A 15088-nucleotide genomic window follows, 5' to 3' on the forward strand; every position below is an offset into this window, starting at 1 on the left:
CGTACTGGCCAGCGCCTCCACCACCGGCAAAAACGTGCTGCCGCGTTTAGCCGCGCTAAAAGACGTCAGCCAGCTGTCGGACGTTATCGCCGTGGACAGTGCCGATACCTTCAAGCGTCCTATCTACGCCGGTAACGCCATTGCGACGGTGAAAAGCGACGATGTGCTCAAGGTCATCACCGTGCGTTCCACCGGCTTTGATGCGGTCGGCACCAGCGGCAGCGCGACGGTGGAAGCCGTCGACGTAATGGTGGATAACAACCAGTCCAGCTTTGTGAAAGAAGAACTTGCGCAGTCAGATCGTCCCGAATTGGGCGGAGCCAAGGTGGTGATCTCCGGTGGCCGCGGTATGGGCAACGGCGAAAACTTCAAGCTGCTCGACGGCATTGCCGACAAGCTGGGGGCTGCCATTGGTGCTTCCCGGGCCGCGGTAGACGCAGGCTTTGTGCCCAACGATATGCAGGTTGGCCAGACCGGCAAGATCGTTGCCCCAGATCTGTATATCCGCGATCAATAAAGACGACGAAGCACCGATTTTCCAGGTGGCGGATTACGGCCTGGTGGGGGATCTGTTTGAGATCCTGCCCGAGCTTGAGAGCAAGCTGTAAGCAATACCGTGATTCAATAGCGGTGGGCCGACTTCGCCAGAAGTCGGCTTTTTTTTTGGCGGGTGTATTAGGTAAACTGGCAATAGTTGACTAAAGTACTGGGGCAAAAGGTAAGAAAAACCACCCCGGTGGTTGAAAAAGCTGCGGGCTGACCGCACATAGATAAGTGAAAGCAACGAAAGCCACTCAAGGAGATGATGATATGGCACATACACTACCCGAATTGCCGTACGCATATGACGCTCTCGAACCAAACATCGATGCGATGACGATGGAAATTCACCATTCTCGTCACCATCAAACCTACATCAACAACCTGAACGCCACGCTGGAAGGCACAGGTCTTGAAGATGTACCTGTCGAAGAGCTGGTCGCTAATCTGGATCGCGTTCCAGAAGCCAAGCGTCAAGCCGTTATCAATAACGGTGGCGGTCATGCCAACCACTCCATGTTTTGGCAAATGATGTCGCCTAACGGTGGTGGTAATCCCCAGGGTGATGTCGCAAAAGCGATTGACGCTGAGCTGGGTGGCCTGGAAGCCTTTAAAGAAGAATTCAAAAAAGCCGCCCTTGGCCGTTTCGGCAGTGGTTGGGCTTGGCTCTCCATTACTCCTGAAAAGAAATTGGTGGTAGAGAATACTCTGAACCAAGACAGCCCGTTGATGCACGGCAACACGCCGCTGCTCGGTCTGGATGTTTGGGAGCATGCCTACTACCTGAAGTATCAAAACAAGCGTCCTGACTACATTGCTGCGTTCTTTAACGTAGTTAACTGGGAAGACGTTGAGCGTCGTTATCAAGCTGCGATTAGCTAATATTGCTATGAGCCGCTAACTGCGCCGGTTCACGGCGCTGTTAAAAACCGTCCACTTTTTAGTGGGCGGTTTTTTATTGCCTGGGACAGTGTTTTAGGGGCAGGGTTGGGCATTAGCTGTCAATATCCTGTGGATGAAAAATACCACATATGCTTGAATTGATTTTTCATTGGTCTATATATAGTATGCGTCGTATCTTTTAGAGAGGGCAGGCACTAGATGTGCCCTACCCGAAAAATGCCGCTATGAAAAGGAAAATAGCCATGGAAATCCAAATTTATAGCAAGCCCGCTTGTGTTCAATGCACCGCGACTTACCGCGCGCTCGACAAGCAGGGGCTTGATTACACTGTTATCGATATTACCGCCGAATCCGGTGCCCAAGAAGAAGTCGAAGCTCTCGGCTATCGCCAGCTTCCTGTCGTAGTCGTCGGCGAGGATCACTGGTCGGGTTTCCGCCCAGACCGCATTCAAGCGCTGGCTTAAGTCATCCCAATGCTGGCAAGTTGCTCACCTTCACCTATCGCCGGCAGTTTGGTTTACTTCTCTACAAAATCAGGCAATACCCATCGATTTGTAGAAAAACTTGGTTTTGCCGCAAAGCGACTGCCGTTGAATCGAGATGAGCCTGTTCCACGAGTCACCCAGCCGTATATTTTAATTACCCCCACTTATGGTGGGGGAAGCGAGCAGGGTGCGGTGCCCAAGCAGGTGATCCATTTTCTTAACGACACACATAATCGAAGCCTCCTGCGGGGGGTGATTGCAGCGGGAAATACAAATTTTGGCGAAGCGTATGGCCTTGCTGGCCGCATTATTGCGAAAAAATGCCAAGTGCCGCTGCTGTATCGATTCGAATTATTTGGCACCGACGATGACGTGGCCAATGTCCGTCAAGGAGTAGAAGAGTTTTGGAAACGACAAACCTAGCCCTGAAAGACTCAGCGCCGAAAGACTCAGTCTCGAACGACGTATCCACTAAAAACGGTGAGGCCAAGCGGCCAGCGGCGAAGACAGAAGCTCGCACGCTGGACTATCACGCTCTTAACGCCATGCTCAACCTGTACGGTGCCAATGGCGAGCTGCAGCTGGATAAAGATCGCGAAGCGGCACGCCAGTACTTTTTGCAGCACGTTAACCAGAACACGGTGTTTTTCCACTCGTTAGAGGAGAAACTCGATTACCTGGTCGAAGAGCAGTATTACGAAGCCGAGATGCTGGCCCAGTACAGCTTCGCCTTTATCAAGGCGCTGTTCGAGCAGGCCTATGCATATAAGTTTCGCTTCCCTAGCTTTTTGGGCGCCTTTAAGTACTACACCAGCTACACGCTGAAGACGTTCGACGGCAAGCGCTATCTAGAGCGTTACGAAGACCGCGTCTGCATGGTCGCGCTAACCCTGGCGCGGGGCGACGAAACGCTGGCGAAGTCGCTGGTGGATGAAATCATTAGCGGCCGCTTTCAGCCGGCGACCCCCACCTTTTTGAACTGTGGCAAGCAGCAGCGCGGCGAGCTGGTGTCATGCTTCCTACTGCGTATCGAAGACAATATGGAGTCGATTGGCCGTTCGATTAACTCGGCCCTCCAGCTCTCCAAACGCGGCGGCGGCGTGGCGTTTCTGCTCAGTAATATTCGTGAGTCGGGTGCGCCCATCAAGCGTATTGAAAACCAGTCATCGGGCATCATCCCGATTATGAAACTGCTGGAAGACGCCTTCTCCTATGCTAACCAGCTGGGGGCTCGTCAGGGGGCAGGGGCGGTGTATCTTAACGCTCACCACCCGGATATCCTGCGCTTTTTGGATACCAAGCGGGAAAATGCCGACGAGAAAATTCGTATCAAAACGCTCTCCCTGGGCGTGACGATTCCGGATATTACCTTTGAACTTGCCAAGCGCAACGACGACATGTACCTGTTCTCGCCCTACGATGTAGAGCGTGTTTACGGCGTGCCCTTTGGCGACATCAGCGTTACCGAGAAGTACCAAGAGATGGTTGCGGATGCGCGCATTCGTAAGCATAAGATCAATGCACGGGCCTTCTTCCAAACTCTAGCCGAGCTGCAGTTCGAGTCGGGCTACCCGTACATCATGTTCGAAGACACGGTTAATCGCGCCAACCCGATTGCTGGCCGTATCAACATGAGCAACCTTTGCTCGGAAATTCTTCAGGTCAATACGCCTACCGAGTATGACGATGACCTGGGTTATCGCCAAATCGGTCAGGACATCTCCTGTAACCTGGGCTCCATGAACATTGCCAAGGTGATGGACGCAGGCGATATCGGTACCAGTGTGGAAATCGCCATTCGTGGCCTCACCGCCGTATCAGAGATGAGTAACCTGCGCAGCGTGCCCTCTATTGCCGAAGGTAATGCCAAGTCGCGGGCGATTGGCTTGGGCCAGATGAACCTGCACGGCTATCTGGCGCGGGAGCACATTTACTACGGCTCTGACGAAGGTTTGGATTTTACCAACCTCTACTTCTACTGCGTTGCCTTCCATGCGATTCGTGCGTCGAACCGTTTGGCGATTGAGCACAAAGAGTCGTTTGCGGGCTTTGCAGACTCTACCTACGCCTCGGGTACTTTCTTCGATAAGTACACCGACCAGGCGTGGCTGCCGCGCACCGATAAAGTACGTGGGCTATTTGAGCGCAGCGGTATCGCGCTGCCGACCCAGGACGATTGGCAGGAGCTGAAAGCCTCGGTCATGGCCCACGGTTTGTATAACCGTAACCTGCAGGCAGTACCGCCCACGGGGTCGATCTCCTATATCAATAACTCCACCTCCAGTATTCACCCGGTGGCGGCGAGAATCGAGATTCGTAAAGAGGGCAAGTTGGGACGCGTTTATTACCCGGCGCCTTTCCTGGATGAAGCTAATTTTGACTACTTCCAGGACGCCTACGAAATCGGCCCGGAAAAGATCATCGATACCTACGCGGAAGCCTCGCAGCACGTCGATCAGGGCTTATCGCTAACGCTGTTCTTCCCGGACACCGCAAGCACGCGCGATATCAATAAGGCGCAGATTTACGCCTGGCGCAAAGGCATCAAAACGCTTTACTACATTCGCCTGCGCCAGAGTGCGTTAGAAGGTACCGAGGTAGAAGGCTGCGTTTCCTGCACGCTGTAATGGTACTGATTTCTGTCGATACGCCTTGTATCTGTTATTGAGCATTCGTTTTTAAAACAAGCTTTTTATAACCAATTTTTATAAATAAGCTTTGCTAGCCCGGCTGTCACAGCCGGGCTTCGAGAGAGTGATATGAATACCATGCAACGTTTATCGCGGGTTGATGCGATTAACTGGAACCGGCTTCAAGACGATAAAGACCTGGAAGTGTGGAACCGCTTGACCAGTAATTTTTGGCTGCCCGAGAAGGTGCCACTGTCGAACGATATTCAGTCGTGGAATACGCTGACCGAGAAAGAAAAGCAGCTGACGATCCGCGTTTTCACGGGCCTGACACTGCTGGACACCATCCAAGGCAGCGTGGGTGCGCCGGTATTAATGGAAGATGCTCGCACTCCCCATGAAGAGGCGGTTTACACCAACATCGCCTTTATGGAATCAGTGCATGCGCGCTCCTACAGCTCGATTTTCTCGACGCTCTGCACCACTCGTGATGTGGACGATGCCTTTCGCTGGAGTGAAGAGAATCCCACGCTGCAGGCGAAATCTGAGCTGATTTTAGAGCGCTACCGCTCGGATGATCCGCTGATGCGCAAAGTCGCCAGCGTGTTCCTGGAGTCATTTCTGTTCTACTCCGGCTTCTACCTGCCGATGTACTGGTCAAGCCATGCCAAGTTGACCAACACCGCCGACCTTATTCGTCTAATCATTCGCGACGAAGCGGTACACGGCTACTACATCGGCTATAAATTCCAGCAGGCAATGGCGGAAGCGACGCCAGCGCGTCAGCAGGAAGTCAAAGATTACGCCTACGAGCTGCTGCTGGAGCTCTACGACAACGAAGTGCGCTACACCGAGTCACTGTATGACGAGGTAGGTCTAAGCGAAGATGTGAAAAAATTCCTTCACTACAACGCCAATAAAGCGCTGATGAATCTTGGCTTTGAGCCCCTATTCCCCAGCAGCGTCACCGATGTAGATCCAACCATCATGGCGGCGCTGTCACCCAACGCCGACGAGAACCACGATTTCTTCTCCGGCTCCGGCTCCTCCTACGTGATCGGCAAAGCCGTCGCCACCGAAGACGACGACTGGGCGTTTTAATGGCCGTATGAGTGGGTAGTAGATAAGCTGGTGGTATAGATAAAGGCGCATAAAGGAGGAGGTATGCCAGACAACCCCGCTAACGTATTGAAAATTGCCGCAGCAATGGTGAGCGATCCAGATGGTCGTTTGCTACTCGTGCGTAAGCACAATACGTCCTTCTTTATGCAGCCCGGCGGCAAGATCGATGCGGGTGAAACCGAGCTAGAGGCACTGTGCCGTGAGCTGAAAGAGGAGTTAGGCTTGAACGTGAATAGCGATCAGCTTTCGCCGTTAGGCATACACTCCGCTCCCGCTGCCAATGAGCCGGGCATGATGCTCGAAGCGCACCTGTTTAGCCTTGTTATTGATGAGCCTGTCGAGGCGGCAGCTGAAATTGCCGAGGCAAGATGGGTGACCCGTGAAGAGGCTTGGCTGCTTCCTCTAGCGCCGCTGACGAAAGAGTACGTAGTGGTAAATTAGTGTTGATTTCTCAGTAAGGCAACAGCGTTTAAGGCTGGCCATAATCCAGGCTAGGTATGCGCTAAGCGTCATTGATGTCCGATAACTTTAAACGTATTGAGTAATGCTTCGATTCCATTAGCACCGCTTGGCGATCTCTTCTGGAAAACCAATTGTCTGGTTGCGTTTAATTCTCCCGCAAGCGTATAAAAGAACATGCATTTGTGGAGAGTGGGGGCATGGCAGACATAATAAAGACTGCACGTAAGGCCAACTTAGATACAACACTATTGCGTACGCTGGTATCCATAAGCGATTGCGGTGGGTTTTCCGAAGCGGCGCAGGTCTTGCATCTAACTCAATCGGCTGTTTCTCACCATGTGCGTCGTCTTGAGGAACAGCTTGGTAATACTTTGTTCGCGACCCATGGGCGGCGAAGGCGCCTTACAGAGTCAGGTGAACTCTTTCTATGGTACGCGCGGCAAATTCTTGCCCTCAACGACGAAGCTTTCGATAAGCTCGGGCAGTATCGTGGAGTTGCAAAAGAGATTCGCTTGGGAGTGTCGGAATACTTTGCTCAAGACTACCTGCCGATCATGCTGGCCTCCTTGCCTCTTGAGCAAAAGGGAATTCGCATTATTCCTCAGCTAGGGCGCTCAACGGTACTGCAACATAAGCTCAATGATGGACAGCTTGATATGGTCATCGCTGTCGACATTCCCGAAACATCGCGTCCGAGTGTGCTAGAAAGCATACATGTGGCAGACCGGCGCCTTTCCTGGGTAGGAGCCCAACACTCTTTATTAGCATCCTGTAATGAGATTCCACTTGTTGCTTTTTCTCCCCCGTGCATACTACGAGACCTGCAAATCAACAGGCTCAAGCACAGTCAGCTGCAATGGCGCATAGCTTATGAGGCGCGTGATTTAGGCGATTTACTAGCAGCGGTCAAAGCGGGCCTGGGTGTGAGCGCTCTCCCTTTTATCCCGTCACTGTATGGGCTCGCCTCCCCGATAAATGAGCAACAACTCCCTTTGCTGCCGGATGTTCGAATCAGCATTAAAATCGCTGCCAACGTCGAGTCCCACCAAGTAGAGTGGCTGATTCAGCTTATTCGTCGCTGCTGGGACTCTTCTGAACAACAGAGAGCAGGAGTTGCGTCTCTCCAAGTGCCATGCGCTATGTGATTGGGGCAAGGCGAAACGGCTAGCGGTTATTCAGATAAACCCCGCAAGCGGTGACTGCAAAGCCAATCATGGCTAACGGGTGAAGTGTTTCGCCAAGAATCACAAAGGCCATAAGGGCGGTCATGCCGGGTATTAGGTAGAAGAGGCTGGCCACTTTGCTTGCCTCGCCGCGACGAATCATGACGTAAAGCACGCTGATGGCTCCAATTGAGTTCACCAGACTCATCCAGCTTGTCGCGAATAAGAAAGTAGGCGTGACTTGGAAGTACATATCTTCAAGTGTATGAGCTGCAACAAACGCAAAGGTTGCTGCGACACTCAGTTGAATGAATCCACCCGTACGTAGATCCATGCTTGTACAAAATTTCTTCTGGTAAAGCGTGCCCAACGTGATACCAAGTAGGGCGAAGAGAATCGCGATATAGCCCCCGACCGTTGCCTCCCCAAAAGAGAACTTTTCCGAGACGACCAACACAACACCTGCTAGACCAATCAGAAGGCCCACCCATTGATGTTGCTTGATGCGTTCAGAAAGAAAAACACTGGCGCCAAGTGCAACGAAGATGGGCATTGTGCCGACAATGAGTGCCGAAACTCCCGCGCTCACACCGAGATTGATGCCGGTATAGAGCCCCGAAAATTGCATTGCTTGAATCAGCAGCCCGACAACCGCAATGTGGCCAACCTCCTTCCACGTTTTTGGCCACGGTGCGCGTGTTGCAACGGCGACCATAAGTAGAACCAGGGCGGCACTAGCGAAGCGCAGAAAGATCATGGTGTACGGGCCGACAAAGGGCAGGGCTGCTTTGCCAGCCACGTAGCCAGAGCTCCACATAACGATGAAAAGCAAAGGCAGCCCTAGGGCGGTCACGCCTGGGCGAAAACGAGGGATTGTGGTTGTATTTGATGTCATTGGAATCTCTCCTTAGTGGGTTTGTTACCAAGGAAAGGCTAGTGAGATCCAATGATTATGAATAATGAAGATTTGGCCAGGGATACTTTACGAAACGTAATGGATGAGGAGCGGCAGAGGCGGATCATCGACCGCTAAGTGACCTACTGCGAGCGAGGGCGCGCCGATATTAATGTACGACGTCGTGATACGACTATTCATCTAGGTGGTAATAACGTGATGACCACGCTGCGGCTTCTATCGCTTCCTGTGATGCTTCTTCCAGTATTCTCACTGCCCGCACTGTTACTAACCTAGCCTCTCGCGCATCTGCTTTCGGAACTCCTCACGGATCAGTAAGGTGGCATTGCCGCTTCTGGCTTTGAAGGCGCGCTGACTGATTTCTTCGTTCCAGGCTTGTTCAACGGAATTATCGCGTGGGTCGTTCAGGCTCATAATAAGCTCATGAGCCAGCGCTGCTCGCTCCGATCCTGAAAGTGTCGAAATCTGGGGGCGTAGCTGATTTAGGGTCTGTTAACGTTCTGCCTTGCCGTGAATAAAAACGGGCACCAGCGCGGCCGTGAGTGAAACGTCAACAGACCCTAGTGTTTCGGCAGTCATAGGGCATTTCCGAGTAACTATCTAATGGTGCTATCCCCATTCAGAGACCCTCGCAAGGTGGTCAGTAGGACGCCGGTCATGATGGAGGAGAGTGCTTACAGCGGCAACGAAATCGACTGATTGTTAATGATAAATATTGTCATTTATTCTATTAGTGGTAGGCTATGACCCGTAAAAGATAAACGCAAATCGTTCTAATACCTAATTAGTTTCTAGTTGGGCGGTGCTCGCCGCCCGCTACTCAGTGACGGAGAGTCGACGTGCTGAACAGGCCTTTCTTTGCCTTGCGTGGATGGTGGCTAGCGGGAGTGCTGGCCAGTGGAACGCTGATGGCAAGTGAACAAGCAGTGGCTCAAGCGGCCGAAAGTGTCGAAGCCCAGCAAACCCAGGCAGCGCTTCAGGAGCAGATTGATGCTGCCGATGAACAGACCCGGGAGCAGTTGGAGGAGTTGCGCCGTTTGGAGCGCGAAACCCGCCAGTTGAAGGCTGATAACGCCTCTCTGTCCGGGCGCTTGGCGGAAGAGGCCGAGCGTCAGCAGCGTTTGGCGACGGCGCTGGATACGCTGGAAGAGACCCGCGCAGCGCTGCCCGTGATCGAACAGAATATGGCCGAGCAACTGAGCGGCTGGATTGAGCGTGACCTGCCGTTTCTACGTGAAGAGCGGTTGGCGCGGGTTGAGCGTCAGCCAGACGAGCAAGGTCAAAACACTATCGAGCGTATTAATGGACTGTTAGAGGCCTGGCGTGTTGAGCTCGATTATGGTCAGGAGATGGACAGCTGGCGGGGGCGTTTAAGTCAGGATGGTCGCGAACGCGAAGTGGATTTCTTGCGCATCGGGCGTATCGGCTTTTATTACCTAACCCCCGATGGCCGTGAGGGGGGTGTTTGGAGTGCTGAGAACGGCGCATGGCAGCCGCTGGATGACGAGTACCTGCGTGAAGTGCGCAGTGGGCTGCGTATGGCGGAAGATCAGCGCGCCCCTGATCTATTAACCTTGCCGCTCTCGATCAGTGCCAATGACCTGCAGGGAGAGCAACCATGAGTCGACTAACACTCCGTCAACTTGGCTATGTCTGTGTTGTATTGGGACTGGTAGCGGTAAGTGGTATATCAATGGCGCAAACCGAAAGCGCTACTTCTCTGCGTGAAGCCCGTGAGGCTGCTGAAGCGCGAGACCAGCAGCGGCTAATGAGCTTTCTGGATGACCAGCAGGCGCTAGAGTCCGCGCTGGAGCAGGCGCGCGCAGAGCACGAAGATGTCCAGCAGCAGCATGAAGCACTACAGGTGCAGCAGGCAGAGCAAACAGATCAAGCCAGCGAGCTGAGCGAGCGCCAGGCAGAGCAGGGCGAAGCGCTCTCGAGTCTGCTGGCCAATCTTGCCCGACATAGCTCAGAGATTCGCAACACGCTTGGCGAACAGAGTCTGCTAACCCTTGAGGAGGGCTCGCTGCCGCCGCGGTTGGATGAAGTGGAAGTGCTTGAGCGCCATCAGTTGGAAAACGTGGTGGATCGCTTGGCAACGCTAACCGCGCGCACCGGCCGTGCCGAACGGCTTTCAATGCCAGTAGCCGATGCTAACGGCGAGGTGGCCGCCCGCGAGTTGGTGCGGTTGGGCGATTTTGCGGCCTTTACCGAGAACGAGCTTTTAGAGCGCGGTGAAAATGACGGCAACCTAGTGGTTCTGCCGCGTACCCCCGATGCCATTGGCGGGGTACTGGCGGATTACTACCCAGGCGAGAGCAGCGTCTTTGCCATTGATCCTACCCAGGGCAGCGTGCTGGAGGCCTTGGCCCAGCAACCCAGTCTATGGGAGCGTTTCCAGCAGGGCGGCTATGTCGGCTACGTTGTCGTGGCGCTGGGTATTCTGGGTATGATCATCGGTCTGGGGCAGTATCTCTATCTAGTGCTGGTTAGCCTGCGCGTAAAGCGTCAGCGGCAATCCCTCGATCAGTTGCGGGACAATAACCCGTTGGGGCGGGTGCTACTGCGCTTTGAAGGCATGGATAAACATCAAACTCCGGAGGCGCTGGAAGCGCGGTTGGATGAAGCGGTGTTGGCCGAGTTGCCCAGGTTGGAACGCAGCCAGCCGATGGTGAAGCTGCTTGCCGCGATAGCACCGTTGCTCGGCCTGCTGGGCACGGTAACCGGCATGATCGTGACTTTCCAGGCGATTACCGTGTTTGGCACCGGCGACCCGCAACTTATGGCGGGCGGCATCAGTCAGGCACTAGTGACCACCGTACTAGGTCTAATTACCGCCGTACCGCTGTTGTTTGTACAGACCGCTTTGGCAGGCCGCAGCCGTTACTTGACCCACGTGATTGAAGGGCAGGCGAGCGCGACACTGGCAGATCATCTGGAATCTCACACGCCCGTGGTGAATTAACATGTCCACTCTTCCTCTCTGGCTCGAACCCGTTGAGCGCTTAGTAGAGGCGGGTGGCGCGGTACTGGTGGTTTTGGCCGTCGTGGCCATACTGGTGTTTGCCATGGCTATGGAGCGCTGGTGGTACTACCGGATTACTTGGCGTATAGCACGCCGTCAACTGTTACGCCGCTGGGCGGCACGTAGTGACCACTCCAGTTGGAGTGCCCGGACACTGCGTCAGGTGTGGGCCGAGGCGCTGGTCGCCAGGCTGCGCAAACCCTTGCCATGGTTAAAACTGTTAGTCGCGCTATGTCCGTTACTAGGCTTGTTAGGCACCGTGACGGGCATGATTAGCGTGTTCGATAGCCTTTCGCTGAGCGAGACCCATCAAGCCCGCGCTATGGCAGATGGGGTTGCCCGGGCGACACTGCCGACCTTGACCGGCATGGCCATTGCCGTAGTAGGGCTGTTATTTATTAGTCGTTTAGAGCACGTCATCCGTCGCGAAGACCAGCGGCTGCATGATCGCCTGGCGCGGGCACTGGAGGAGAGTGATGCGTAGACGTCGTTCCATAGATGCGACTGCTGAGAGCAACGAGGTGAATCTTACCCCGATGCTTGACGTGGTATTTATCATGCTGATTTTCTTTATTGTGACTACCAGCTTTGTCAAAGAGAGCGGTGTCGAGATTGAGCGGCCGGAATCCAGCGCCGCCACCCCGCGCCCGGATGCCCAGGTGCTCGTGGCGATTTCCCCCGAGGGTGCAGTGTGGGTAGATGGCAGTCCCGTGGATGCCCATCGGGTCGGCCAGCAGGTAGCCGATATGCTAAGTGATGATGGCTCGGTGGTTATTCAGGCGGATCGCGAATCCACCACGGGCTTGCTGATCGAGGTGATGGATCGCCTACGTGAGGCGGGCGTTGACCAAGTGGCGGTGGCGGCGAGTCGGAGTGGGTCATGATGCGCCACCTGCTGTCATTATTGGGAGGCGTCGTGCTGGCGGTGGGCTTGTTCTGGCTACTTGCCCAGCTAGTGGCTCCCCCTGAGCGGGAGCCCGAAGAGCTGACCATGAGCATGGCGATGACCATGATTGAAGCGCCGGAGGTGGCCCCTGAGCAGGAGGCGCCCACGCCTCAGCCTGTTGAAGCGGCACCCCAGCAAACGCCGCCGCCCATGCCTGCACCCGAGCCGCCCCCGGTAACGGAAAGCACTATTAGTCTGCCTGAAGTGGAGCTGCCAGATGAGCCCGTCGAGCCGGTTGAAATGGACAGCGAACTCCCGGAGCTAACGGAAGTTAAACCGGAACCCCGGCCCGAACCTACTTCTGAGCCGAGACCAGAGCCGACCCCGCAACAGCAACCTGTTGAGGCAGCTCCTAGAGCAGCCCCTGCATCAGTGGATTCTGCACCCGCCGTGCGCGAAGCTGCCCCGGAAGCTCAACCAGCGCCCTCTAATGAGCCGGTGAATGTGGGCCAAGTGACACCGACGAACCAAGTTGGTCCAAATTACCCACCCCGTGCCCAGCGCCGAGGTATGGAAGGCTTTGTAGAGGTGGCTTTTACGATTCGGCGTAATGGCAGTGTCGACAGCTCTTCTATACGGGTTACCAGCGCGCAGCCGCGTCGGGTGTTTGATGATGCCGCGCGGGAGGCAATTGCCAAGTGGCAATTTGAACCCAGTGATCGGTTACGCAATGCCACCCAGCGGATCGAGTTTGAGTTGAGGTAGCCGTATGAAGCGTCTTTTATGCATTCTATTACTCAGCGTTTGGCCTCTCTCATCACAGGCCAGCCCTGCGCTACAAGGTGATGTGATTGCTGACCTCAATGCGCTGCAAAGCCAGTTAAAAGAGGGCGCGTTGCCTCAGGTCGTTGAGCGGGCAACGGCCCAGGCTGAGCGGTTGGCATCCGGCAACCAATCGGATCAGTGGGCCAGTGCGCTCTATCAGCAGTTGGCGGCAGGTGCCTTGGCGCGTCAGGATCAGCACGCTGCGGCAGCGGATCGGCTGGCGATTGCCCGTGGCTTAAACGGTGTCGATAGTGCCCAAGCAGCCCGTTGGCTACGTGATGAGGCCTCACTGCGCCGTGCTGTCGGTCAGCGTGATCAAGCCATTGAGTTACTCAGTGAGTGGTTAGCCAATCAACAGGATATTGACACTACCTGGCAGTTAATCCGCCTGCTGGCGCAACAGGAGCGTTGGCAAGACGCTGCCGACTGGCTAGAGCAGGCGCTTAATGAGACGCCAGAGTTAAGCGAAGCACAGCAGACTCTGGCGCTTGCTGTGTATCGCAATGCAGGGCAAGGCGATCAGGCATTGGGCTGGCTGCTGGATGGCTTGAATGCGCAAAGCGACGCCGCCGATTGGCGCCAAGCCGCCGGGCTTGCTCAACAGGCTGGTCAGTCAGGGGTAGCCGCTGCCCTGTGGGAGACGGCGTGGCAATTAGGTAAGTTGACCGAGCAGGAAGATTTCTGGCTGTTGATTCAACTTCATCTCGCCGGCGGAACCCCTGCTAGAGCGGCAGAGCACCTAGAGCGGGCGCTGAATGAGGGCGATATAGTTCGCGATGAGTCCCATCTGCGTTTGCTTGCCAACGCTTGGCGGCAGGCTAAAGACGTTGAGAAGGCCCTGAATGCCTGGCACACCTTAGCGCTGCATACGCAAGCTGCCCCCGACTGGCGGGCTTATGGCCAACTCGCTTATGCCTGGGGTGAGGATGGGCAAGCGAAACAAGCTTTTGCCCGCGCCTCGTCGCTAGGTGACGATGAGGCGGAGCAATGGCTGACCAGCTTTGGCTAGAAAAGACTGCGTAGAAAACTACGCCTTAAGCGTGAGAGCGAAGTCGCTCCAGGTAGGCGCGTGATCAGAGGGGCGTTCCATGCCGCGCAGGTCATAGTCGATGCCAGCGGCAGTAACCTGATCGGCTAGCGCCTTGGTGACTAGAATATAGTCGATACGCAGGCCGCGCTTGGGCTCCTGGTTAAACCCTTTTGAGCGGTAGTCGAACCAGCTAAAGCGGTCATCGCTTTGTGGATAGCAGAGGCGATAGCTGTCGGTAAGTCCCCAGGCTTTAATGCCTTCGAGCCATTCGCGCTCAATGGGTTGAAAGCTGGTTTTGCCTTCGCGCAGCCAGCGCTTGCGGTTAGCGTCGCCAATGCCAATGTCCTGATCTTCCGGCGAGATATTAAAGTCGCCCATGATCGCCAGCCGCTCGTCGGGACGGTGCTGTTCGTTGAGCAATCGCGCTAGCTGGCCATAAAAGCGCTCTTTATGGGGGAACTTGGTCGGGTGAGTAACGTTTTCGCCCTGAGGAAAATAGCCGTTCCATACCGTCACGGCTTCTCCGTCCTCGGCGATCAGACGAACGCCGATCATGCGTCGCTGAGCGTCTTCCTCATCATCGGGGAAACCGTAAAAAATCTCTTCGGGCGCCTGACGGCACATTAAAGCGACGCCGTAATGGCCTTTTTGGCCGTGATAAAAAACGTGGTAGCCCATGGCTTCCACGTCGGCAAGCGGGAACTCGCTGTCCTGTACCTTGGTTTCCTGCAGCCCAATTACGTCCGGCTGCTGAGTGTCGATCAACGCCTGTAACTGGTGAAGTCGTGCTCGAATGCCATTAATGTTGAACGAGACCAAGCGCATTACGAGTCGTCCCCCTTAGGTTTGCTAGCGTCGCTACTCGATTTGTCAGGGTGTATAGCAATATCCTGCCCGCTCTGCTGGCGAGCGAGTTTTCTCACCGCCTGCAGTTTGCGCTGCTGCTGCTTTTTCGCTACAAAACGGCGCGAAGGGGCCACTTGGTCGGGATTGTCGTGGCGCCATTTTTTATAATCTTTCCGCCGACCGGTACGAATTGTCACCTTATCGGCCAGTGAACGAGTTTTTTTCTTACGCGTCATGTCGCGCTCCTTACGTCGA

General features: G+C 54.9%; 17 protein-coding genes and 1 pseudogene. 14 read left to right on the forward strand and 4 right to left on the reverse strand.

Features of this window, described 5'->3' with window-relative positions; translation table 11 throughout:
* From RO22_RS10870 to RO22_RS10905, 8 genes and pseudogenes are all read left to right on the forward strand, one after another.
* Positions 1-608: pseudogene (locus tag RO22_RS10870) on the forward strand (electron transfer flavoprotein subunit alpha/FixB family protein); the annotation flags it as partial.
* A gap of 202 nt (positions 609-810) precedes the next feature.
* The gene (locus RO22_RS10875) at positions 811-1422 is read left to right on the forward strand and encodes a superoxide dismutase (protein WP_022523859.1); all 612 of its coding nucleotides are present in this window, start codon (positions 811-813) and stop codon (positions 1420-1422) included.
* Positions 1423-1685: 263 nt separating this feature from the next.
* The gene (nrdH, locus tag RO22_RS10880; protein ID WP_008956787.1) at positions 1686-1907 is read left to right on the forward strand and encodes a glutaredoxin-like protein NrdH; all 222 of its coding nucleotides are present in this window, start codon (positions 1686-1688) and stop codon (positions 1905-1907) included.
* 9 nt (positions 1908-1916) lie between these two features.
* On the forward strand, positions 1917-2351 hold the full coding sequence (gene nrdI / locus RO22_RS10885; RefSeq protein WP_009286427.1) for a class Ib ribonucleoside-diphosphate reductase assembly flavoprotein NrdI: 435 nt from the start codon (positions 1917-1919) through the stop codon (positions 2349-2351).
* 98 nt (positions 2352-2449) lie between these two features.
* Entirely contained in the window at positions 2450-4555 is a 2106-nt protein-coding gene (nrdE, locus tag RO22_RS10890) for a class 1b ribonucleoside-diphosphate reductase subunit alpha (RefSeq protein ID WP_206478118.1), read from the forward strand.
* A gap of 132 nt (positions 4556-4687) precedes the next feature.
* Entirely contained in the window at positions 4688-5659 is a 972-nt protein-coding gene (gene nrdF, locus RO22_RS10895; protein ID WP_041158325.1) for a class 1b ribonucleoside-diphosphate reductase subunit beta, read from the forward strand.
* Between the two features lie 63 nt (positions 5660-5722).
* Complete coding sequence (locus tag RO22_RS10900) at positions 5723-6121, forward strand: NUDIX hydrolase (protein ID WP_039858189.1); 399 nt, start codon at positions 5723-5725, stop codon at positions 6119-6121.
* Positions 6122-6339: 218 nt separating this feature from the next.
* Positions 6340-7287: a LysR substrate-binding domain-containing protein gene (locus tag RO22_RS10905; protein ID WP_041158326.1), complete on the forward strand. Its 948-nt coding sequence runs from the start codon at positions 6340-6342 to the stop codon at positions 7285-7287.
* A gap of 19 nt (positions 7288-7306) precedes the next feature.
* On the opposite strand, the gene RO22_RS10910 is transcribed toward RO22_RS10905, so the two are convergent.
* A complete protein-coding gene (locus tag RO22_RS10910) occupies positions 7307-8200 on the reverse strand; it encodes a DMT family transporter (RefSeq protein WP_041158327.1) in 894 nt (297 codons plus the stop codon).
* A 288-nt stretch (positions 8201-8488) separates the two neighbouring features.
* Entirely contained in the window at positions 8489-8686 is a 198-nt protein-coding gene (locus RO22_RS10915) for an addiction module protein (protein ID WP_052475601.1), read from the reverse strand.
* A 374-nt stretch (positions 8687-9060) separates the two neighbouring features.
* Between RO22_RS10915 and RO22_RS10920 the strand changes: the two genes are divergently transcribed.
* Genes RO22_RS10920 through RO22_RS10945 form a run of 6 tightly spaced genes read left to right on the forward strand, consistent with a single transcriptional unit; the run spans position 9061 to position 13966 of the window.
* Positions 9061-9843, forward strand: a complete 783-nt coding sequence (locus tag RO22_RS10920) for a DUF3450 domain-containing protein (RefSeq protein WP_022523855.1) — start codon at positions 9061-9063, stop codon at positions 9841-9843.
* A complete protein-coding gene (locus RO22_RS10925) occupies positions 9840-11186 on the forward strand; it encodes a MotA/TolQ/ExbB proton channel family protein (RefSeq protein WP_041158328.1) in 1347 nt (448 codons plus the stop codon). Before RO22_RS10920 ends, RO22_RS10925 begins: the two co-directional genes overlap by 4 nt.
* A 1-nt stretch (position 11187) precedes the next feature.
* Entirely contained in the window at positions 11188-11730 is a 543-nt protein-coding gene (locus RO22_RS10930; protein ID WP_039858198.1) for a MotA/TolQ/ExbB proton channel family protein, read from the forward strand.
* A complete protein-coding gene (locus RO22_RS10935; RefSeq protein ID WP_022523852.1) occupies positions 11723-12130 on the forward strand; it encodes an ExbD/TolR family protein in 408 nt (135 codons plus the stop codon). The genes RO22_RS10930 and RO22_RS10935 overlap by 8 nt, the downstream gene beginning before the upstream one ends.
* Positions 12127-12897 carry a TonB family protein gene (locus RO22_RS10940; RefSeq protein ID WP_041158329.1) on the forward strand — a complete coding sequence of 257 codons (771 nt, stop codon included), beginning with the start codon at positions 12127-12129 and terminating at the stop codon, positions 12895-12897. The genes RO22_RS10935 and RO22_RS10940 overlap by 4 nt, the downstream gene beginning before the upstream one ends.
* A gap of 4 nt (positions 12898-12901) precedes the next feature.
* Positions 12902-13966, forward strand: coding sequence for a tetratricopeptide repeat protein (locus RO22_RS10945; protein ID WP_041158330.1), 1065 nt, complete (start codon positions 12902-12904; stop codon positions 13964-13966).
* Positions 13967-13984: 18 nt separating this feature from the next.
* Here RO22_RS10945 and xthA read toward each other — a convergent pair whose 3' ends face one another.
* Together xthA and RO22_RS10955 are read right to left on the reverse strand one after the other, a co-directional pair.
* Positions 13985-14812, reverse strand: coding sequence for an exodeoxyribonuclease III (gene xthA / locus RO22_RS10950; protein WP_041158331.1), 828 nt, complete (start codon positions 14810-14812; stop codon positions 13985-13987).
* Complete coding sequence (locus RO22_RS10955; protein WP_022523848.1) at positions 14812-15069, reverse strand: hypothetical protein; 258 nt, start codon at positions 15067-15069, stop codon at positions 14812-14814. The genes xthA and RO22_RS10955 overlap by 1 nt, the downstream gene beginning before the upstream one ends.
* Positions 15070-15088 lie beyond the last annotated feature (19 nt).

It is taken from the genome of Halomonas sp. KHS3 (genome assembly GCF_000830495.1).
In the GTDB taxonomy this organism is placed as follows: domain Bacteria; phylum Pseudomonadota; class Gammaproteobacteria; order Pseudomonadales; family Halomonadaceae; genus Vreelandella; species Vreelandella titanicae.

Excerpts from the sequence above, each read along its gene's own strand:
- xthA (WP_041158331.1), bottom strand. The coding sequence starts at position 14,812 with ATGCGCTTGGTCTCGTTCAACATTAATGGCATTCGAGCACGACTTCAC.
- nrdI (WP_009286427.1), top strand. The coding sequence starts at position 1,917 with ATGCTGGCAAGTTGCTCACCTTCACCTATCGCCGGCAGTTTGGTTTAC.
- RO22_RS10940 (WP_041158329.1), top strand. The coding sequence starts at position 12,127 with ATGATGCGCCACCTGCTGTCATTATTGGGAGGCGTCGTGCTGGCGGTG.
- RO22_RS10935 (WP_022523852.1), top strand. The coding sequence starts at position 11,723 with ATGCGTAGACGTCGTTCCATAGATGCGACTGCTGAGAGCAACGAGGTG.
- nrdH (WP_008956787.1), top strand. The coding sequence starts at position 1,686 with ATGGAAATCCAAATTTATAGCAAGCCCGCTTGTGTTCAATGCACCGCG.
- RO22_RS10905 (WP_041158326.1), top strand. The coding sequence starts at position 6,340 with ATGGCAGACATAATAAAGACTGCACGTAAGGCCAACTTAGATACAACA.
- nrdF (WP_041158325.1), top strand. The coding sequence starts at position 4,688 with ATGAATACCATGCAACGTTTATCGCGGGTTGATGCGATTAACTGGAAC.
- RO22_RS10955 (WP_022523848.1), bottom strand. The coding sequence starts at position 15,069 with ATGACGCGTAAGAAAAAAACTCGTTCACTGGCCGATAAGGTGACAATT.
- RO22_RS10900 (WP_039858189.1), top strand. The coding sequence starts at position 5,723 with ATGCCAGACAACCCCGCTAACGTATTGAAAATTGCCGCAGCAATGGTG.
- RO22_RS10910 (WP_041158327.1), bottom strand. The coding sequence starts at position 8,200 with ATGACATCAAATACAACCACAATCCCTCGTTTTCGCCCAGGCGTGACC.
- RO22_RS10930 (WP_039858198.1), top strand. The coding sequence starts at position 11,188 with ATGTCCACTCTTCCTCTCTGGCTCGAACCCGTTGAGCGCTTAGTAGAG.
- RO22_RS10925 (WP_041158328.1), top strand. The coding sequence starts at position 9,840 with ATGAGTCGACTAACACTCCGTCAACTTGGCTATGTCTGTGTTGTATTG.
- RO22_RS10875 (WP_022523859.1), top strand. The coding sequence starts at position 811 with ATGGCACATACACTACCCGAATTGCCGTACGCATATGACGCTCTCGAA.
- RO22_RS10945 (WP_041158330.1), top strand. The coding sequence starts at position 12,902 with ATGAAGCGTCTTTTATGCATTCTATTACTCAGCGTTTGGCCTCTCTCA.